Genomic DNA, 18,926 nt, shown 5'->3' on the forward strand with positions numbered 1-18,926 from the left:
GATAGAAGGGGTCCGTGGTGGTTGATCGCGTCGTACCGTCGACGGAGCCGCCGGGTGACGACGCGCCCGAGCCGGACGATCGCCACGCGCCCGAGCGCCGCGCCGCCGGCCGCGCCGCCGACCTCCGGGCCCGCCTGCGCACCACCCCGTACCGACTGGTCCTGATGGCGGTCGCACTGACCGTGTTCGCCCTGGTCGCCGGCGGCGTCGCCGCCGCCCAGGTCACGGACCGGCAGCGCACCCTCGACTCGCTGCTGACCCAGATCGAGCCCATCGCCTACGCCTCGCAGGATCTCTACAGTTCCCTGTCCATCGCCGACGCCGCCGCGGCCACCGCATTCATCTCCGGTGGCCTCGAACCGACGGAGGTGCGGGACCGCTACACCCGTGCCATCGACGACGCCGGCCACGATCTGGTCGACGCGTCGGCAGGCATTCCCGTCACCGACACCACCGCGCATGCGCTGCTCACCGAGCTGTCCGAATCGCTGCCGGTGTACACCGGCCTGATCGAGACGGCCCGCGCCAACAACCGCATCGGCTACCCGGTCGGCGCCGCCTACCTGCGCGAGGCGTCGACGCTCATGCAGACCACCCTGCTGCCCGCGGCCGAACAGTTGCATTCCGCGCAGGCCGCGACGGTGGTGTCCACGCAGGCCGAGTTCGCCACCCCGCCGTGGCCGGCGATCGGGCTGCTGCTGGCGGCACTGGCCGCGCTGGTCGTCGCACTGGTGCTGCTGGCCCGCTGGACCCGCCGGACCCTGAACCTGGGCCTGGTGCTGGCCGCGGCCGCCGTCGCGGCACTGCTCGGCTGGCTGCTGATCGCCGGACTGGTCTCCTCAACCGCCACCAACCACGCCCTCGACGAGGGCGCGCGACCGCTGTCCGTCCTGACCAACGGCCGGATCCTGGCCCAGCAGGCCCGCGCCGACGAGACCCTCGCGCTGGTTCGCCGGGACGTCAGCGGCCGCTACCACGACCAGTTCGTCGATCACCTCGACCGCCTCGGGACACTGCTCGACGACTACCCGCACGGCGGGACGAGGGTCGGGATCGACGAGATCCAGGCCGCGTCCGAGGCCCGGGCCGGCTGGGCGGCGGCGCACCAACGAATCGACGCGCTGCTCGGGATCGGCGACTGGTCCGGGGCGGCCGACGTGGCCGTCGGACGAGGCAGCGACGATTCCGCCGCGTACTTCGCCGGCGCCGACGCGGCCCTCGACACCGCGATCGAGCAGGCCCGCGCCGAGCTGCGCGGAAATCTCACCCACGCCCATTCCATCCTTTCCGGCCTCGCCTCCGGAAGCCTCGTACTGTCGGTACTGGCAGTCGTCGGCATCGGCGTGGGCCTGTGGCCCCGCTGGCGGGAGTACCAATGACGGGAAACGGAATGCGCGGACGGCGGGCGCTGGTCGCGGCCGCCGCCGTCCTGGTCTGCGGCGGGCTGGTCACCGGGTGCACCGAGAACTCACCCACGGCCGGCCACGTCCCGCCCGGCGGCACCACGGCGCCCCACACGACCGAGGCCCCGCTGCCGGAGGGTGCGGCGGTCGCACCGAGTCCCACCGCGCCGCCGGTCCCCGAACAGTGCGCCAACCCGACCGCCAGCCTCCGCCCGTTCCCCGGCGGGACCGGGCAGCCGAGTCCGTCGCTCGACCGAATCCGGGAACGGGGCCGCCTGGTCGTCGGGCTGGACACCGGCAGCAACCTGTTCAGCTTCCGGGACCCGATCACCGGCACCGTCGAGGGCTTCGACGCGGACATCGCCCGGGAGGTGGCGCGCGACCTGCTCGGCGACCCCAACCGGGTGGAGTTCCGAATCATGTCCTCCGCGGACCGGATTCCGGCCCTGCAGGACCGCCGGGTGGACGTGGTCGTCAAGACGATGTCGATCACCTGCGAGCGCCGCGAGCAGGTCGACTTCTCGACCGTGTACTTCCTTGCGCAACAACGAATCCTGACCACGAAGGGCTCCGACATCCGGGACGTCGCCGACCTCGCAGGCAAGCGGGTCTGCACCGCCGCCGGCAGCACCTCGCTGACCCACCTGCAGCAGGCCCAGCCGGCCGCGACCGTCCTCACCGTGCCCAGCTGGGCGGACTGCCTGGTGGTGCTGCAGCAGGGTCAGGCCGACGCTGCCACCAGCGACGACAGCATTCTCGCCGGACTCGCCTCGCAGGATCCCTACCTGCAGATCGTCGGCGGCTCCCTGAGCTCGGAACCGTATGGCATCGGGATCAACAAGTCCGACCCGGACCTGGTCCGGTCGGTCAACGCGAGCCTGGAGCGGATCCGGCAGGACGGCACCTGGTCCCGGCTCTACGACCGGTGGCTCGGCGTCCTCGAGTCGTCTCCCGGCCCGCCCGCCCCCACCTACCAGGACTGAGCATGACCACCACCGGAGGACAGGACCGCCCGCACGGGGACCCGAGCCGGGATCGAGATCCCGTCGACGCCCCCACCCAGGCGACGAGGCCCGTCGACACCCCCACCGCCGCGTCGCTGCCGGTCGACACCCCCACCGCCGCCTCGCTGCCGGTCGACACCCCCACCGCCGCCTCGCTGCCCACCGAGACCCCGGGCACCAGCGGCAGCGCCTCGGTACCCACGGGTCGGCGGGCCCGGTCGCAGCGTTCCCGGCCGTCGCTGCGCCGGCGGATCGCCGGCGGGCTGGTGGAGGTGCCCCCAGTCCCCACCCGCGACCCCAGCACCGCGGTGATGACGAATCCAGTTGTGGCCGAGTACAAACGAGTCTGCTGGAAGTGCAGCAAGCCGGTCGGCCGCAGTTCTCCGGACACCCCGGACGTGCCCGGACCGTCCGCGGGCACCTGCCCCTCCTGCGGCACCCTCTTCGACTTCACCCCGCTGCTGTCTGCCGGGGACCTGGTGGCCGGCCAGTACGAGGTGCAGGGCTGCATCGCACACGGCGGACTCGGCTGGATCTACCTCGCCATCGACCGCAACGTCAGCGACCGGTGGGTGGTGCTCAAGGGCCTGCTGCACTTCGGCGACGAGGAGGCGCACGCGATCGCCCTGGCCGAACGGCAGTTCCTCGCCGAGGTCGAGCATCCCGGCGTCGTGAAGATCTTCAACTTCGTCGAGCACCCCCGGCCGGACGGCAGCCCGATGGGCTACATCGTCATGGAGTACGTCGGCGGCCACTCCCTGCGCGACGTGCTGAGCGCTCACCAACGGCCCGAACGGATCCCGGTCGAGCAGGCCATCGGCTACATCCTCGAGATCCTGCCCGCGCTGTCCTACCTCCACTCGATGGGGCTGGTCTACAACGACCTCAAGCCCGAGAACATCATGGTCACCGATGACCAGCTCAAGCTGATCGACCTGGGGGCGGTCGCCGGCATCGAGGACTACGGCTACCTCTACGGCACCCCGGGATACCAGGCGCCGGAGATCATCCGGACCGGTCCCACCGTCGCCTCCGACATCTACACCGTCGGCCGCACCCTGGCAGTGCTGACCATCGCGATGCCCTCGGCCGACGGGCGATACACCGACGGACTGCCGACCGCGGAGCAGGCGCCGCTGCTCGCCGAGTACGAGTTCTTCCACCGACTGCTGCTCCGCGCCACCGACCCGGATCCGACCCGCCGGTTCCAGTCCGCCGACGAGATGGCCGGTCAGCTGTTCGGGGTGCTGCGCGAGATTCGCGCCCAGCAGACCGGCGAGGAGCACCCCGGCCTCTCCGAGCTGTTCAGCCCGTCCCGCACCACCTTCGGGACCGACGAGGCCGTGCTGGCCACCGACGTCTACGTCCACGGGCATCGTCGCAACGTCACCCTCGACGCGCGGGACGTGACCGCGGCACTCGCGGTTCCGTTGATCGACCGCACCGTTCCGGGCGCGGCGCTGCTCGCTGCCGCGATCCAGACCGAACCCCGCCAGACGCTCGACTCGCTGCGGCTGGCCCGGGAGAACGGCATCGAACGGGTCGCCGGGCCGTCGGCACCCGGGTTCGCCCTGCAGGTCAGCCTGGTCGAGGCCAAGGCCCACCTCGACCTCGGCGACGGCGCCGCGGCGCGGGCGGTGCTCGACGGCCTCGGCGAGACCGGGCTGCACTGGCGGGTGGACTGGTTCCGCGGCGTCGCGGCCCTGATCGACGGCGAGTACGAGGCCGCGATGACCCACTTCGAGTCCACGATGGCGGCCCTGCCGGGCGAGGCGGCGCCGACGCTCGCGTTGGCCGCGACGGCGGAGCTGGTCCTGCAGCACTGGGAGAGCGAGGATCCCTCGCAGTGGCGGGCGTTCGCGGAGCGCTACTACCGCACCGTCTGGCGCACCGACCGCGGCGCGGTGAGCGCCGCCTTCGGCCTCGCCCGCCAGCTCGCGGACCGCGGCGACACCGTCGGCGCGATCGCCGCCCTGGACCAGGTCCCGCACAGCTCCAGACATTTCAGCGTCGCCCGGATGACCGCGATCCTCACCCGGTTGTCCGGCACCCCGATCGACGAGATGGGCGAGGACGCGTTGCGCGAGGCGGCCCGCCGGGTCGAGCTGCTGCCGCCGGACGAGGGCCGGGCGCTGCAGATGCGGACCCTGGTGCTCGGCACCGCGCTGGACTGGGTGTTGACGGGGCACCGCGCCGACACGGCGCTCGGGCCGATCCTCGGGGTGCCGTTCACCGAGCGGGGACTGCGCACCGGCACCGAGGCGGGCCTGCGGGCCCTGGCGCGCAACGCGGTCGAGGCGAGCCACCGCTACGCCCTGGTGGACACGGCGAACTCGGTACGGCCCAAGACCCTGTTCTGAGCGGAACCGGAGCGACGGCGGCAACCAACCGGACAATTCGGACCCCCCGAAACCCCTGGACGTTCGTCCAAGATCATCTACGCTGCCTGGCGGGGCCAAGTCGTTGGCCCGGACAAGGTATCGGAAACCACATGACTTTCCTCGCGCGGCGCACGCGCCACCTGGTGCAGGCGCTCGCAGCCTCACTCGTACTCGTCGTCTCCGCCGCGGGCCTGGCCGTCGCCCAGCCCGCGACCACCCCCGACCCCCTCGTGGACAACCCCGTCTTCGGGCTCGCGAACGGCTGCTACGCGGTCAAGTCCGAGCAGACCGGCAAGTTCGTCCGGCGGGAGGGAGCCGGCTACCGCGCCGACGGCGCCGCCGAGACCGACGCCGAACCGTTCCGACTGCACGCCGCCCAGCTGGGCCGTTTCATGTTCTACGGCCCGGGCGGGGACCTGCTCGCCCACGACGACGCCCGCGCGGTGGTCCCGACGCGCGACGCCGTGCCGACCACCGACTGGACGTTGACCCACACCGACGGCAGCTACTCCGTCACCGCCACCACGAACGGCCGCCAGCTGGGCACCGCGGACGGTGCGTTGGCACTGACCGACCCCGGCGCGAGCCCCGTCGCGGGGAGCGTGCAGGGCGTAGGCGCCACCGCCGACCGGTTCACCGTCTCCCCGACCGGCGGCTGCGCCGACTTCCCCGAGGCCGAGGTGAACGCCACCGGGACGCCGTCGACCGCCACCGGGCCGAACGGGGAGGTGCGCGGCTTCATCGACAACCACGTCCACCTCGATGCGTCCGAATTCATGGGCGGAAACGTGCACTGCGGCAAGCCCTTCGACCCGCAGGGCATCACCGCCGCGCTGGTCGACTGCCCGGACCACGGCACCGACGGGATGCCCGCGCTGCTCGAGAACGTGCTCTCGTACGGCGACCCGTTCACCGAGCACGACACCACCGGCTGGCCCAGCTTTGCGGACTGGCCGGCCAACGACTCGATGACCCACGAGCAGACCTACTACAAGTGGGTGGAACGGGCCTGGCGTGGCGGACTGCGGATCTTCACCGACATGTTCGTCGCCAACCGTGTGCTGTGCGAGCTGTATCCGACCAAACGCAACTCGTGCGACGAGATGGACACCGTCCGAATCCAGGCCGCCCAGGTCCGTGAGATGCAGGACTACATCGACGCCCAGCACGGCGGCCCCGGCCGCGGCTGGTTCCGGATCGTCAGCTCGCCGGAACAGGTCCGCCAGGTTGCGGCCGAGGGCAAGCTGGCCGTCACCCTCGGCGTCGAGGTCTCCGAACCGTTCGGCTGCACCCTGCGCAACAACGTGCCGCAGTGCACGGCGGAGGACATCGACCGCGGCCTGGACGAGCTCTACGCGATGGGGGTGCGCCAGATGATCCTCACCCACAAGTTCGACAATGCGCTCGGCGGAACGCGATTCGATCCCGGCACGACCGGCATGGCGATCAACGTCGGGAACTTCATCGGTACCGGAACGTTCTGGCAGGTCGAGCCCTGCCGGGGTGCGGCGAAAGACAAGACGCTCGAGTCGATCTCGCCCGGCGACCTCGGGAGCATGGCGGGCCTGCTGCCCACCGGCAGCGCGGCCGACTACCCGGCCGGACCGCACTGCAACGTGCGCGGCCTGTCCGACCTCGGCGAGCACGCCGTCCGGGCCATGATGAGCCGCGGCATGATCGTCGACGTCGACCACATGAGCGCCAAGGCATCCGATGCCGCCCTGGCCATCCTGGAGGCAGCGAAGTACTCGGGCGTGGTGTCCAGCCACGGCTGGACCGACGACACGAACGTCCCGCGGATCTACGCGCTCGGCGGGTTCGTCTCGCAGTACGCGGGCACCCTGCCCGGCTTCGTGGAAACCTGGCGCGAGACCCGGGCGCAGCGCAGCGACGACTACTACTTCGGCCTCGGATTCGGCGCGGACACCAACGGATTCGCCCCGCAGGTGGCGCCGCGCGAGGACGCCGACGAGAACCCGCTGCGCTACCCGTTCACCACCTTCGACGGTGGCACCGTGATGGACCGGCAGCGGACCGGCGACCGCGTCTTCGACATCAACACCGACGGCGCCGCGCAGTACGGATTGATCCCCGACTGGATCGCGGACGCGCGCCTGGTCGCCGGGGCGGAGGGCGACCAGCTCGTCGAGGACCTCAGCCGCGGCGCGGAGGGCTTCCTGCAGATGTGGGAGCGGGTCGCGCGCTAGCCGGCCCGCACCAGTTCGACGGCTTGGCGGGCGATGGCCAGTTCCTCGTTGGTGGGCACCACCAGCACGGCCACCGCCGAGCCGTCGGTCGAGATCAGACGGGCCCCACGGCCTTTCGCGGTGTTGCGGACCGGGTCCACCTCGATGCCCAGGCCCTCGAGTCCGGCCAGGGCGTCCGCCCGCACCCGCGCCACGTTCTCCCCCACACCGGCGGTGAAGGTGATCGCGTCGAGCCGGCCCAGCTCGACCAGGTAGGCGCCGATGTACTTGCGCAGCCGGTGCACGTACACCTGGTAGGCCAGCACCGCGTCCTCGTCACCGGCGTCGATCAACCGGCTCAACTCGCGGAAGTCGTTGACCCCGCACATCCCCTTCAACCCGGAGCGACGGTTGAGCAGGGTGTCGATCTCGTCGATGTCCATGCCGGCGCTGCGGCGAAGGTGCGTCACGATCCCGGGGTCGATGTCGCCGCTGCGGGTGCCCATCACCAGGCCCTCGAGCGGGGTCAGCCCCATCGAGGTGTCCACCGCCCGGCCACCGGAGATCGCCGAGGCCGACGCCCCGTTGCCGAGGTGCAGCACGATCTGGTTGAGCTCGCCCAGGTCGCGGCCGAGCACGGTCGCGACCTGCCCGGCGACGTACTCGTGCGAGGTGCCGTGGAATCCGTAGCGGCGCACCGAGTGCGCGCGCGCCACCTCCCGGTCGATGGCGTAGGTCCTGGCCCGCGGCGGCAAAGTGTGGAAGTACGCGGTGTCGAATACCGCGACGTGCGGGACGTCGGGCAGCTCCCGCATCGCGCCCTCGATGCCGATCACGTTCGCCGGGTTGTGCAGCGGGGCAAGGGCGGAGAGTCGGGACACCTCGGCCAGCACCTCGGGAGTGATCACCGTCGGCCGGTAGAACACCTCGCCGCCGTGCACCACCCGGTGCCCCACCGCGGCGATACCGGCGCCGGCCAGGTCCAGACCCACCTCGGCGAGCATCGAGAACGCCAGCCGCAATCCCTCCGCATGGTCGACGATCGGACCGCGGTGCTCGGCGTCGACGTCGCGGTGCCGCAGCGTCACCAGCCCGTCCGGCTCGCCGATCCGCTCGACGATCCCGTCGGCGACGGCCGCGCCACCGGACGGATCCACCAGTTGGAACTTGATCGAGGACGACCCCGAATTGATCACCAGGACAGAATCCTTCACGACCGGACCTCCTGCGGGCTCAGGCCCTGCGCCTGGATTGCGGTGATGGCGACGGTGTTGACGATGTCCTCGACCAACGCCCCCCGGGAGAGGTCGTTGACCGGCTTGTTCAGGCCCTGGAGCACCGGGCCGATCGCGACGGCACCGGCACTGCGCTGTACCGCCTTGTAGGTGTTGTTGCCGGTGTTCAGGTCGGGGAAGACGAAGACGGTGGCCCGGCCTGCCACCGCGGAGTCGGGCATCTTGGTGCTCGCGACGCTCGGCTCCACCGCGGCGTCGTACTGGATCGGCCCCTCCACCAACAGGTCCGGTCGGCGCTGGCGGACCAGCGCCGTGGCCCCACGCACCTTGTCCACGTCCGCGCCCGAGCCGGAGTCGCCGGTGGAGTAGGACAGCATGGCGATCCGCGGTTCGATGCCGAACTGCGCGGACGTGTGCGCGGAAGAGATCGCGATGTCCGCGAGCTGCTCGGCCGTCGGGTCCGGCACCACCGCGCAGTCGCCGTAGGCGAGCACCCGGTCGGCCAGGCACATCAGGAAGATGCTCGACACCGTCGACACTCCGGGTGCGGTCTTGATGATCTCGAAGGACGGCCGGATGGTGTGCGCGGTGGTGTGCGCGGCACCGGAGACCATGCCGTCGGCGATTCCCTTGTGCACCATCATCGTTCCGAAGTACGAGATGTCCGCGACCACCTCGCGGGCACGCTCGAGGGTCATCCCCTTGTGCTCGCGAAGTCGGGCGTACTCGACCGCGAACTCCTCGGTGTACTCGCAGTTCGTCGGGTCCAGCACCGTCGCGGCGGACAGGTCGACGCCGAGTTCCGCGGCGCGGCGCCGCACCGCGGCCTCCTCGCCGAGGATGGTCAGGTCCGCAACCTGCCGCTGCAGCAGCCGACCGGCCGCCCGCAGGATCCGGTCGTCGCCGCCCTCCGGGAGCACCACGTGCCGACGGTCCGCCCGGGCCCGCTCGATCAGCTGGTACTCGAACATCTGCGGTGTCATCACCTCGGGGCGGGGCACCTGCAGCCTGGCCAACAGGTCCGCCGAGTTCACCCGCCGCTCCATCAGCCCCAGCGCGGTGTCGACCTTGCGCTGCGAGCCGACCGCAACCCGGCCGCGGACCCGCGCCGCCGCGGACGCGGTGTCGAAGGTGCCCAGGGTGGTGCTCAGGATCGGCAGCCGTCGGCGCAGGCCTGCCATCAGCCGCGCCACCGCCGGGTGCGGGAGCAGTCCGCCGTTCATGATGATCCCCGCGAGCGACGGGAAGCCCTCCGCCTCGTGCGCGTTGACCACCGCGAGCAGCACGTCGGACCGGTCGCCGGGCACGATCACCACCTGTCCCTCGGTGAGCCGCTCGAGAATGTGCTCGGCGGTCATCCCGCCGACCATCACGTGCAACGCCTCGCGCTGGAGCAGGTCGCGGTCACCGCTGTAGAGCTCGCCGTCCACCGCGGTGAGCAGTTCGTCCATCGTGGGCGCCCACAGGAGTGGGACCTCGGGCAGGCTCCACACCGGCACCCCGATCGACGCGAGCGCCGTGATGACCTCGTCGAGGCGGTCCGGGTCGCACCGGTTGGCGACCACACCGACCAGGTGCGCGTGCTGGGCGCGCAGTTCGGCCGCACACATCTCGGCGAGCTGGCGGACCTCGTCGGGACTGCGCTCGGCGCCGCGCAGCGCCAGCAGCACGGGGGCGTTGAGGTTGGCCGCGATCCTCGCGTTGAAGCCGAGCTCGGAGGGGCTGCCGACGTCGGTGTAGTCGCTGCCGACGATGACCACCGCATCGCACTGCCGCGCCACCTGGTGGTACCGCGCGACGATCTCGCCGATCGCCAGTTCGGGGTCCGCGTGCACCTGCTCGTAGGTCACGCCGAGGCACTCGTCGTAGCCGAGTTCCGCGGTGGTGTGGGCCAGCATCAGTTCGAGGATGTAGTCCGGTTCGTCCGTGGACCGGGCGATCGGCCGGAACACCCCCACCCGGGCGGCGCTGCCTGCGAGCATCTGCAGGACGCCGAGTGCGACCGTCGACTTTCCCGTGTCCCCCTCGGGGGAGGCGATGTAGATGCTCGAGAGTGCCGATTCACCGGAAGCCATGGTGCCACCCTAATGGGGGTCCGGCCGTCCGGGCCCGGCCGCGGACCGGCCGGTCGCGCCGGGTTCGGCGGGATCGGCCCCGGAATGCGGGGCGGATCCTGCCGAGAACGCGGCGGTCTCAGGCCACCGACGCGCGGTTGATGTCGGAGACGTCCGCGCCTGCCGCCTCGAGCCGCCGGAACAGCGCGTCGGCGCCGCTGCCCGACGCGAACTCCAGCTCGCTGTCGCTGATCGGCACCGCCTGCAGCCAGGTGGTGACGCCGTCGTCGTCCTCGACGAGGATCTCCAGGTCCGGCCAGATGAACGGGGGCACCAGCAGCGCGTGCTTCATCGCCACGTCCGGGTCCACCTCGCGGACGGCGTTGGGGATGATCGCGTTCGGGGTCACGTGGAACGAGCCGGTGGCGACGGCGAACGCGCAGCGGGCCAGCACGTCGGCCAGCGGCCGGTAGTCGGCGCGGCCGACGGTGACCAGTTCGGTGCGGATCTTCGCGCCGTCGTCGGTGGTGACGTTGGTGGGGAACCTGGCCATGTCCAGGGTCGAGTAGGACGCGTAGCCGGGCCCCGGGCAGCCGTCGCCGACCGCGATCGCCACCTCGTCGGGGCCCTCGGCGTCCGGGGCGTCGGGGTCGACGGGGGCACGGAACTTGAGCACCCGGGTGGCCCCGAAGACGAGGCCGATGCGGCGGGCGGATTCCTTGGCGTCCATGACGGACGAGCCTAGTGTTCCGCCCGCCGCCCGCCCGGGTCAGGCCCGGGGCCGGTCCGGCGTGCGGGCCCTGGTCAGGCCAGCGCCCGCAACCTCGGCTCGAGGTCGCGCCGGAAGAGCTCGAGGAAACGGCGCTGGTCGTGGCCGGGGGCGTGGAAGACCAGGTGGTTCAGGCCGGCGTCGGTGTACTGCTTGACCTGCGCGACGGCGTCGTCCGGGTCGGAGGCGACGATCCAGCGCTTGGCCACCTGCTCGATCGGCAGGGCGTCGGCCGCGGCCTCCATCTCGATCGGGTCCTCGATGGAGTGCTTCTGCTCGGGGGTGAGCGAGAGCGGGGCCCAGAACCGGGTGTTCTCCAGCGCGAGCTCGGGATCGGTGTCGTACGAGATCTTGATCTCGATCATCTTGTCGATCTCGTTGACGTCGCGGCCGACCTTCGCGGCGCCCTCGGCGACCGCGGGCATCAGCTTCTCGGTGTAGAGGTCCATGCCCTTGCCGGAGGTGCAGATGAAGCCGTCGCCTGCGCGGCCCGCGTACCGGGCCACGACCGGTCCGCCTGCGGCGATGTAGACCGGGATCCCGGCGTCCGGCACGTCGTAGATGGAGGCTCCGGTGGTGCGGTAGTACTCGCCCTCGAAGTCGGTGCGCTCGCCGGTCCACAGCGCCCGCATCAGCTGCACGGACTCGCGCAGACGGGCGAAACGCTCCTTGAACTCCGGCCATTCACCCTGGTAGCCGGTGGCGATCTCGTTGAGCGCCTCGCCGGTGCCGACACCGAGCATGACGCGGCCCGGGTACAGGCAGCCCATCGTCGCGAACGCCTGCGCCACCACGGCCGGGTTGTAGCGGAAGGTCGGGGTCATCACCGAGGTGCCGAGCTGCAGTGTGCTGGTGCGCTCGCCCACCGCGGTCATCCAGGAGATCGAAAACGGCGCGTGCCCACCGTTGTGCCGCCACGGCTGGAAGTGGTCGGAGACGGTCGCCGAGTCCATGCCGTGCGCCTCCGCGGCCACCGCCAGTTCGACGAGCTCGCGCGGGCCGAACTGCTCCGCCGACGCCTTGTACCCGAGCTTGAGAGCCACCGTTCCTCCTCATGACGTGCCTAGTGAGTGCTTCCGCTGAAACTAACCAATCACGGCCACGCCGCGGCGGGCCGGTCCCGATCGGCGCCGGGCGGGAGCGGTACACCCGCCCGGTGGGCACTCGCGTGCGCGCCTCAGAGTGCGCCGATCACCGTCACCACCACGGCGAGCCCGGCGATCACCGAGATCGCGACCGCGAACACCCACAGGTCCCGGTCCTCGGGCATCGTCGCGCCGGTCTCGAGCGCGTGCCGCACCTGCAGCCAGCGCCGCAACCCGGCGATCGGCGCGAGAACCGCCAGCACGATCAGCATCAGTCCCAGCGTCGTCCGGACCCAACCGGTGCTGAACTCCGGCACCAGGTGCACCATCGCGATGCCGCCTGCCAGCAGGCCCAGCGCGGTGCGCATCCAGGCCAGGAAGGTCCGCTCGCTGGCGAGGGTGAATCGTTCGTCGGGCCGGTCGGGTTCCACCACTCGACCATCCTCGCATCGCGGGTCGCCGAGGGGAGGGCAAGACACCCTGCCGGTGAGCACCGCGTAGTACCCTGCCCGGAGCCAAGACCGGATCACCAGCCGCGGCCGGCGCCAGAGACGACAAGGACACCGACAATGACGCCCACGACCGCGGCCGACCGCAGACGCAACCGTGTCCGGACCGCACTCGGCGTCACCGGGCTGGCCGTGTTGACCGCGGGCGCCGTGCTGATCCCACCGGCGCTCGCGAGGTCCACCACGGACGAGCTCGGCAGGCTCACCGCGGCCGAGACCGAGGTCGCCGACACCGTGGAGTCCACCGACACCGAGGTCACGGTGCCGGTCTGGACGCCGGAGTCGAGTCCGTCGTCGAGCCCGGCCGGGCTGGTGGCCCTGGCCGCCGCGCACACCCAGGCAGGCAAGGAGTACCAGTGGGGCGGCACCGGGCCCGACGAGTGGGACTGCTCCGGACTGGTCCAGTGGGCCTTCGGGACGGCCGGGGTGGAACTCCCCCGGGTCAGCGAGGACCAGGCCCTCGTCGGCGCGGAGGTGCCCGTCGCCGACATGGCGCCCGGCGACGTCATCACCTTCCGCGACGCCGCCGACCACATCGGCATCTACGCCGGTTCCGGCCAGGTCTTCAACGCGTACGACGAGGGCGTCCCGATCGGCCTCACCCCGCTCGCCGACCTGCCGCCGATCCACAACGTCCAGCGGTTCTGAGGCCGACCGGCCGCCTGACCTGGACGCGATGCCCCGGGGCCACGTGATTCACCGAGTCCGCGCAGAGAGTGAGCTGTAACACTTCCCGGCCGAATTGTTATCTAACAATTGACCGTTACTCAATGCCGGCCAGGAGGACATGCACGTGACCCCATCGACTGTGAGCGGTAACCGCACCAAGAACCTCCGCCGCGCCTTCGTCGCGGCTGCACTCGCCTCCTGCGTGGTGGCCCTGCCCGCCGCACCCGCCTTCGCCGCGCCCGCGTCGGGCAGCGCCGGCAGTTCCTCCGGCTCCGGCAGCTCCAGCGGATCCGGCAGCTCGGAGTTCGCGCTGCCCATCCCCAGCCCCGCCGGACTGATCGCGCTGGCCGCCGCGACCACCCAGACGGGCAAGCCCTACCTGTGGGGCGGCACCGGGCCGGACGCCTGGGACTGCTCCGGCCTGACGCAGTGGGCCTTCCGCCAGGCCGGGGTGAAGCTGCCCCGGGTCAGTCAGGACCAGGCGTGGGTCGGCCAGTCGATCCCGTTCGCCGCGATGGCGCCGGGCGACATCATCACGTTCCGGACCATCAACGACCACGTCGGCATCTACGCGGGCGGCGGCCAGGTGCTCAATGCCTACGGCGCCGGCGTCCCGGTCGGGCTGACCCCGCTGTCCGAGCTGCCGCCGATCAACCAGATCCGCCGCTTCTGACGCCGTACCCGACGAATGGGCGGTTGCCGGGACAACGACCAGGAGTCGACCCCGGCAACCGCCCGTTCGCGCGCGCTGGCAGCGATGAGTTCGGCCTGCGAGGCTGGTCTACATCGATACGCACCCACCGGAGCTACCGAGAGGACCGAACGCCATGCAGAAGATCACGCCCTGCCTGTGGTTCGACGACCAGGCCGAGGACGCCGCGAAGTTCTACACGTCCGTGTTCAAGAACTCGAGCATCGGCGCCGTCAGCCGCTACTCCGAGGGCATGCCGATGCCCGCGGGCACCGTGCTGACCGTAGCGTTCACCCTGGACGGACAGGAGTTCACCGCCCTCAACGGCGGTCCGCAGTTCACCTTCTCCGAGGCGATCTCGTTCCAGATCGACTGCGGCGACCAGGCCGAGGTCGACGAGTACTGGAACCGGCTCACCGCCGACGGCGGCGAGGAGTCGCAGTGCGGCTGGCTCAAGGACAAGTTCGGGATGTCCTGGCAGATCGTGCCGAGTGACCTCGAGAAGTACATCGGCGGCCCCGACACCGACGGCGCGCACCGAGCCGTCCAGGCGATGATGCAGATGCGCAAGCTCGACATCGACGTGATCAGGCAGGCGTACGAGCAGGCCTGAGTCCGTTCTTCGCGACGCGGGGCGTTCTTCGCGCCGCAGCGCCCCTCGCGACGCGGCCCCCTCGCGCCGCAACTCCCTCGCGCCGCAGCCCCTTTCGCCCGCGGCCCCGACCACGTGACGCGGCACACGACCTCCGGGGCTGGCCGGTACCCCGGCCAGGCGGCACACTTGAGCCGTGAGCCGCGACGAGCAGCAGTCCCCCGCCAACTGGACCTACCTGATGGACATGGACGGCGTACTGGTCCACGAGGAACACCTGGTACCCGGCGCCGATCAGTTCCTCGCCGAACTGCAGGCCGCGGGAACGCCGTTCGTGGTGCTGACCAACAACTCCATCCGCACCCCGCGCGACCTGCGGGCCCGGCTGGTGCGCTCGGGCCTGGACATCCCCGAGGAGTCCATCTGGACCTCGGCGCTGGCCACCGCGACGTTCCTGAAGAACCAGCGCCCCGGCGGCAGCGCCTACGTGGTCGGTGAGTCCGGCCTGACCACCGCGCTGCACGAGATCGGTTACGTACTCACCGACAACGACCCGGACTACGTGGTGCTCGGCGAGACCCGCACGTACTCGTTCGAGGCCATCACCACCGCGATCCGCCTGGTCGAGCGCGGCGCCCGTTTCATCGCCACCAACCCCGACGCCACCGGTCCGTCGCGGGACGGATCCCTGCCCGCGACGGGTGCCGTCGCGGCGCTGATCACCCGGGCCACCGGGCGCGAGCCGTACTACGTCGGCAAGCCGAACCCGCTGATGATGCGCTCCGCGCTGCGGGCAATCGGCGCGCACTCCGAGAACACCCTGATGATCGGCGACCGGATGGACACCGACGTCGTCTCCGGCCTCGAGGCGGGGCTGCAGACCATCCTGGTGCTCACCGGGATCTCCACCCGCGAGAGCGTCGAGATGTTCCCGTACCGCCCGACGCTGGTGCTGAACTCGGTGGCCGACCTGGTCGGCCGGACCCAGGATCCGTTCGGGCGGTAGCAGGCGCCGACCCGGCGGCCGCGGCGTCCGCGGCGGGTTCCGCTACCGCGCCCGCTGTCCGGGAGTTGTCCCACGCAGCGCGGCGGGCAGTCCGGCGGTCACCAGCACCACCGTCTCGGACTCGGCGGCCAACGCGGCGTTGACCCGCCCCAGCAGGTCCCGGAACCGGCGGCCGGACGCCGTCGCCGGCACCACGCCGCTGCCCACCTCGTTGCTCACCGCGACCACCCGCACCGGCGCGCCGCGCCAGGCCGCAAACAGGTCCGCGACATCCGCCTCCACGTCGGCGAAATCTCCACTGTCCCAAGCCTTGTGGTGATCGATCCGGCCGGCCAGCCAGGTGCCGACGCAGTCGAACAGCACCGGCTCGCGCGCCGCCCGCAGCGCCGCCGCGACGTCGGTGGTCTCCACGGTGTGCCAGCCGGCGGGCCTGCGGGCCCGGTGCGCGGCCACCCGCCGCGCCCAGTCGGCGTCGCCGTCGTCCACCACCCCGGTCGCCAGGTAGAGCACCCGAGGCTCCGCCGCCAGCACCCCCTCGGCATAGGTGGACTTGCCGGCCCGAGCGCCGCCGAGGACCAGCGTCCGGGACGGCGCCGACACCGGGGCCACCGCCGACCGGTCCGGCCCCGGACCGATCTCGAGCACGGCACCGTCGTCGAGAACCCGTGCGCCCCAATGGCCGAGCCGCTCGGCCAGTTCGGGAAGCGGCGGATTGTGGTGACCCAGGTGCACGGCCACCACGTCGGTCCGGTCGGTGATCGCGTCGGCCTCGCGCAGCGCCGCCAGGGCCCGCGGGAAGCTGGCCAGGTCGAGGTGGTCGGCGCCGTGGTCGGTCTTGGCGCCGAAGGTCTCCTCCAGGAACACCGCGTCGTACTCGGCGCCGGCAACCGCGGCCAGGGTGACGTCGGGCAACGGGCCGGTGTCGGTGGCCCACAACAACCTTCGACGGTCCGGGCCGGTGAGGTCGTAGAGGACCGCGTCGCCGTCCCCCGGCACCTCGCCCGGTCGCACGGCCCAGTGCGCGGCCGCCCGCACCCGCACGGTGTACCCGCCCACCCGGACCGTCTCGCCTGCCGCGACCGGCACGAAGCGCACCAGGTCGTCGGGGCCGACCCAGTCGCGGCACAACTCCAGGGCCTCCGGCGGCCCGACGACGTCCAACGGCTCGGGCCGGCCGGCCCAGGACCGGAACAGCAGCGCCGCCGGGCCGACGTGATCGGGATGGGCGTGGGTGAGCAGGATGTGCCGCACCCCGGCCAGGGTGCGGCCGGCACGGAGCGCGGCCCGGGGCGCCTCCGGTCCGCAGTCGAGCAGCAGCACGTCGTCCACCAGCGCGGCGGTCTGCCCGCGGATCTCCCCCCGTTCCGCGGCGAGACTGCAGGATGCGCACGTGCAGAAGGGGTTCGGCCAGCCGTCCGCCGCTCCGGTACCGAGCAACACGAGTTCCATCAGGCCTCCGGCCGGTCGGGGGTGCCGAGCCCGTCCGCGCCGGGCAGGCCGCGCACCGGCAGCACCGCCAGCCCACCGGGCCGGTCCAGCACCTCCACCCGGGCGCCGTACACGCGGCCGATCGTCTCCGCCCGCAGCACCTCTCGTGGCGTCCCCTCGGTGACCACCCGGCCGCCGTCGAGCAGCACCAGCCGCCGGGCGTACTGGGCGGCGAGGGTCAGGTCGTGCATCGCCGCGACCACGGTGAGGCCGTCCGCCACCCGCATCCCCTCCACCAGGTCCAGCACCTGCTGCTGGTGGCCGATGTCGAGGGCGCTGGTCGGCTCGTCCAGCAGCAGCACCTGCGGCTCCTGCGCGAGCGCCCGGGCCAGTCCCACCCGCTGCAGCTCCCCGCCGGACAGCGCGTTCACCGGGCGGTGCGCGAGCCGGGTCAGGTCCAGCCGTTCGAGGAGACCGTCGGCGACGGCGCGGTCGTGCGCGGACTCGGTGCCGAACCGCGAGACGTGCGGGGTCCGGCCCAGGCGCACCAGCTCGGTCACCGTCACCCCGTCCGGGACCACCGGCCGCTGCGGCATCAGCGCGACCACCCGGGACATTGCCCGTCGCGACGCGTGCGCCGGGTCGAGTCCGCCGACGGCGAGGGTCCCGGCGGTCACCGGCACCAGCCCGGCCAGGGCGTGCAGCAGCGTGGTCTTGCCTGCGCCGTTCGGCCCGACCATCGCGACCCACTCGCCGGGCCGGACCAGCAGGTCGATTCCGTCCAGCACCGTGGCGCCGCCACGGGTGGCCGCCAGGCCGGCGCACTCCACGGCGGCGCTCATCCGGTCCCCCGGGTCCGCCGCAGCACCAGCAGGAAGAACGGCGCGCCGATCGCGGCCGTCACCACGCCGATCGGCAGTTCGGCTGGCGCCACCGCGGTCCGGGCCACCACGTCGGCGAGCACCAGGAACGCCGCGCCCAGCAGCAGCGAGAGCGGCAGCAGCAGTCGGTGTCCGGGCCCGACCACCAGCCGGATCGCGTGCGGCACCACGATGCCGACGAAGCCGATCAGCCCGCTGACGCTGACCACCGCGGCGGTGCCGAGGGTGGCGGCACCGACCAGGACCAGCCGCACCCGGCCGGGGTTGACGCCCAGGCTGGCGGCCTCGACGTCACCGACCGCCATCACGTCCAGCGTCCGCCGATGCAGCAGGATCACCGCCGCGGCGACCACCACGTACGGCAGCACCACCTCGACGTCGGTCCAGCCGTCGGTGCTCAGCCGGCCCAGCAGCCAGCTGTAGACCTGCCGCAGGGTCTCGTCGTAGCGCTGCATCAGGAAGGTCTGGATCGCATTCGCGAACGCCGCGACCGCGACGCCGGCGAGGATGATCACCACCTCGCTGCGCACCCCGCCGATGCTGCGTCCGAGCAGGTAGGTCGCGGCCACCGCAAGCACTCCACCGACGAACGCGGCAACCGGAACCCCGTACGCCAGACCGGCCCCACCGGCGACGATGGCCACCGTCGCGCCGAGGCTGGCACCGCTCGAGACGCCGAGCAGGTACGGGTCGGCCAGCGGGTTGCGGAACACGCCCTGGTAGGCGGCGCCTGCGACGGCCAGCGTCGCACCGACGAGCGCGCCGAGCACCACCCGCGGCAGCCGGATCTGCCAGAGGATCGCGTGCTGCTGCGCCGAGAGCCCGGAGTCCACCCGCACCCCGGGGATCGCGTCGAGCAGGTCCAGCAGCACCGAGCGCGGGGTCAGCCCGGCCGGTCCGACCAGCACCCCGACCAGCAGCGCCCCGACGAGGACCGCCGTGGCCACCGTCAGGACCAGCGCGGACCGAGTCGGCCGCGGCCCGGCGTCCGCTCGCGCGACGGGCGCGGTCATTCCGGCGCCCGAGCCGTCGT

General features: G+C 72.0%; 16 protein-coding genes. 8 read left to right on the forward strand and 8 right to left on the reverse strand.

All coding sequences use genetic code 11. From position 1 onward, the window contains the following. Positions 1–17: 17 nt before the first annotated feature. The 4 genes from ACFO6S_RS14245 to ACFO6S_RS14260 all read left to right on the forward strand — a co-directional run bounded on the left by ACFO6S_RS14245 (position 18) and on the right by ACFO6S_RS14260 (position 6,995). Complete coding sequence (locus tag ACFO6S_RS14245) at positions 18–1,379, forward strand: hypothetical protein (protein WP_378418002.1); 1,362 nt, start codon at positions 18–20, stop codon at positions 1,377–1,379. A gap of 11 nt (positions 1,380–1,390) precedes the next feature. Then, positions 1,391–2,386: a glutamate ABC transporter substrate-binding protein gene (locus ACFO6S_RS14250; RefSeq protein ID WP_378418149.1), complete on the forward strand. Its 996-nt coding sequence runs from the start codon at positions 1,391–1,393 to the stop codon at positions 2,384–2,386. Between the two features lie 2 nt (positions 2,387–2,388). Further along, positions 2,389–4,767 carry a serine/threonine-protein kinase gene (locus ACFO6S_RS14255; protein WP_378418004.1) on the forward strand — a complete coding sequence of 793 codons (2,379 nt, stop codon included), beginning with the start codon at positions 2,389–2,391 and terminating at the stop codon, positions 4,765–4,767. A gap of 131 nt (positions 4,768–4,898) precedes the next feature. Further along, positions 4,899–6,995, forward strand: coding sequence for a peptidase (locus ACFO6S_RS14260; RefSeq protein ID WP_378418005.1), 2,097 nt, complete (start codon positions 4,899–4,901; stop codon positions 6,993–6,995). Here ACFO6S_RS14260 and ACFO6S_RS14265 read toward each other — a convergent pair. The 5 genes from ACFO6S_RS14265 to ACFO6S_RS14285 form a co-directional block, all read right to left on the reverse strand. Continuing rightward, entirely contained in the window at positions 6,992–8,188 is a 1,197-nt protein-coding gene (locus ACFO6S_RS14265; RefSeq protein WP_378418007.1) for an acetate kinase, read from the reverse strand. The two genes, ACFO6S_RS14260 and ACFO6S_RS14265, sit on opposite strands and share 4 nt — an antisense overlap. Continuing rightward, the gene (gene pta, locus ACFO6S_RS14270; RefSeq protein WP_378418008.1) at positions 8,185–10,284 is read right to left on the reverse strand and encodes a phosphate acetyltransferase; all 2,100 of its coding nucleotides are present in this window, start codon (positions 10,282–10,284) and stop codon (positions 8,185–8,187) included. Before pta ends, ACFO6S_RS14265 begins: the two co-directional genes overlap by 4 nt. Before the next feature lie 118 nt (positions 10,285–10,402). Next, complete coding sequence (locus ACFO6S_RS14275; RefSeq protein ID WP_378418009.1) at positions 10,403–10,993, reverse strand: suppressor of fused domain protein; 591 nt, start codon at positions 10,991–10,993, stop codon at positions 10,403–10,405. Positions 10,994–11,067: 74 nt separating this feature from the next. Next, positions 11,068–12,075, reverse strand: a complete 1,008-nt coding sequence (gene fgd, locus ACFO6S_RS14280) for a glucose-6-phosphate dehydrogenase (coenzyme-F420) (protein WP_378418010.1) — start codon at positions 12,073–12,075, stop codon at positions 11,068–11,070. A gap of 134 nt (positions 12,076–12,209) precedes the next feature. Further along, a complete protein-coding gene (locus ACFO6S_RS14285; protein WP_378418012.1) occupies positions 12,210–12,551 on the reverse strand; it encodes a YidH family protein in 342 nt (113 codons plus the stop codon). A 135-nt stretch (positions 12,552–12,686) separates the two neighbouring features. Between ACFO6S_RS14285 and ACFO6S_RS14290 the strand changes: the two genes are divergently transcribed. From ACFO6S_RS14290 to ACFO6S_RS14305, 4 genes are all read left to right on the forward strand, one after another. Then, positions 12,687–13,274, forward strand: a complete 588-nt coding sequence (locus ACFO6S_RS14290; protein WP_378418013.1) for a C40 family peptidase — start codon at positions 12,687–12,689, stop codon at positions 13,272–13,274. A 139-nt stretch (positions 13,275–13,413) separates the two neighbouring features. Further along, positions 13,414–13,968, forward strand: coding sequence for a C40 family peptidase (locus ACFO6S_RS14295; protein WP_378418015.1), 555 nt, complete (start codon positions 13,414–13,416; stop codon positions 13,966–13,968). A gap of 154 nt (positions 13,969–14,122) precedes the next feature. Beyond that, the gene (locus tag ACFO6S_RS14300; protein WP_378418017.1) at positions 14,123–14,599 is read left to right on the forward strand and encodes a VOC family protein; all 477 of its coding nucleotides are present in this window, start codon (positions 14,123–14,125) and stop codon (positions 14,597–14,599) included. Positions 14,600–14,819: 220 nt separating this feature from the next. Then, positions 14,820–15,584: an HAD-IIA family hydrolase gene (locus ACFO6S_RS14305; protein WP_378418151.1), complete on the forward strand. Its 765-nt coding sequence runs from the start codon at positions 14,820–14,822 to the stop codon at positions 15,582–15,584. A 42-nt stretch (positions 15,585–15,626) separates the two neighbouring features. Here ACFO6S_RS14305 and ACFO6S_RS14310 read toward each other — a convergent pair whose 3' ends face one another. Genes ACFO6S_RS14310 through ACFO6S_RS14320 form a run of 3 tightly spaced genes read right to left on the reverse strand, consistent with a single transcriptional unit; the run spans position 15,627 to position 18,906 of the window. Then, positions 15,627–17,033, reverse strand: coding sequence for a bifunctional adenosylcobinamide kinase/adenosylcobinamide-phosphate guanylyltransferase (locus ACFO6S_RS14310; protein ID WP_378418019.1), 1,407 nt, complete (start codon positions 17,031–17,033; stop codon positions 15,627–15,629). After that, entirely contained in the window at positions 17,033–17,854 is an 822-nt protein-coding gene (locus ACFO6S_RS14315; RefSeq protein WP_378418021.1) for an ABC transporter ATP-binding protein, read from the reverse strand. The genes ACFO6S_RS14310 and ACFO6S_RS14315 overlap by 1 nt, the downstream gene beginning before the upstream one ends. Continuing rightward, positions 17,851–18,906, reverse strand: coding sequence for a FecCD family ABC transporter permease (locus tag ACFO6S_RS14320; RefSeq protein ID WP_378418023.1), 1,056 nt, complete (start codon positions 18,904–18,906; stop codon positions 17,851–17,853). Before ACFO6S_RS14320 ends, ACFO6S_RS14315 begins: the two co-directional genes overlap by 4 nt. Between the last annotated feature and the right edge of the window lie 20 nt (positions 18,907–18,926).

Source organism: Rhodococcus kronopolitis (genome assembly GCF_042654025.1).
In the GTDB taxonomy this organism is placed as follows: domain Bacteria; phylum Actinomycetota; class Actinomycetes; order Mycobacteriales; family Mycobacteriaceae; genus Rhodococcus_G; species Rhodococcus_G kronopolitis.

Excerpts from the sequence above, each read along its gene's own strand:
- ACFO6S_RS14250 (WP_378418149.1), top strand. The coding sequence starts at position 1,391 with ATGCGCGGACGGCGGGCGCTGGTCGCGGCCGCCGCCGTCCTGGTCTGC.
- ACFO6S_RS14255 (WP_378418004.1), top strand. The coding sequence starts at position 2,389 with ATGACCACCACCGGAGGACAGGACCGCCCGCACGGGGACCCGAGCCGG.
- ACFO6S_RS14260 (WP_378418005.1), top strand. The coding sequence starts at position 4,899 with ATGACTTTCCTCGCGCGGCGCACGCGCCACCTGGTGCAGGCGCTCGCA.
- pta (WP_378418008.1), bottom strand. The coding sequence starts at position 10,284 with ATGGCTTCCGGTGAATCGGCACTCTCGAGCATCTACATCGCCTCCCCC.
- ACFO6S_RS14275 (WP_378418009.1), bottom strand. The coding sequence starts at position 10,993 with ATGGACGCCAAGGAATCCGCCCGCCGCATCGGCCTCGTCTTCGGGGCC.
- ACFO6S_RS14290 (WP_378418013.1), top strand. The coding sequence starts at position 12,687 with ATGACGCCCACGACCGCGGCCGACCGCAGACGCAACCGTGTCCGGACC.
- ACFO6S_RS14295 (WP_378418015.1), top strand. The coding sequence starts at position 13,414 with ATGCACGTGACCCCATCGACTGTGAGCGGTAACCGCACCAAGAACCTC.
- ACFO6S_RS14300 (WP_378418017.1), top strand. The coding sequence starts at position 14,123 with ATGCAGAAGATCACGCCCTGCCTGTGGTTCGACGACCAGGCCGAGGAC.
- ACFO6S_RS14305 (WP_378418151.1), top strand. The coding sequence starts at position 14,820 with ATGGACATGGACGGCGTACTGGTCCACGAGGAACACCTGGTACCCGGC.
- ACFO6S_RS14310 (WP_378418019.1), bottom strand. The coding sequence starts at position 17,033 with ATGGAACTCGTGTTGCTCGGTACCGGAGCGGCGGACGGCTGGCCGAAC.
- ACFO6S_RS14315 (WP_378418021.1), bottom strand. The coding sequence starts at position 17,854 with ATGAGCGCCGCCGTGGAGTGCGCCGGCCTGGCGGCCACCCGTGGCGGC.
- ACFO6S_RS14320 (WP_378418023.1), bottom strand. The coding sequence starts at position 18,906 with ATGACCGCGCCCGTCGCGCGAGCGGACGCCGGGCCGCGGCCGACTCGG.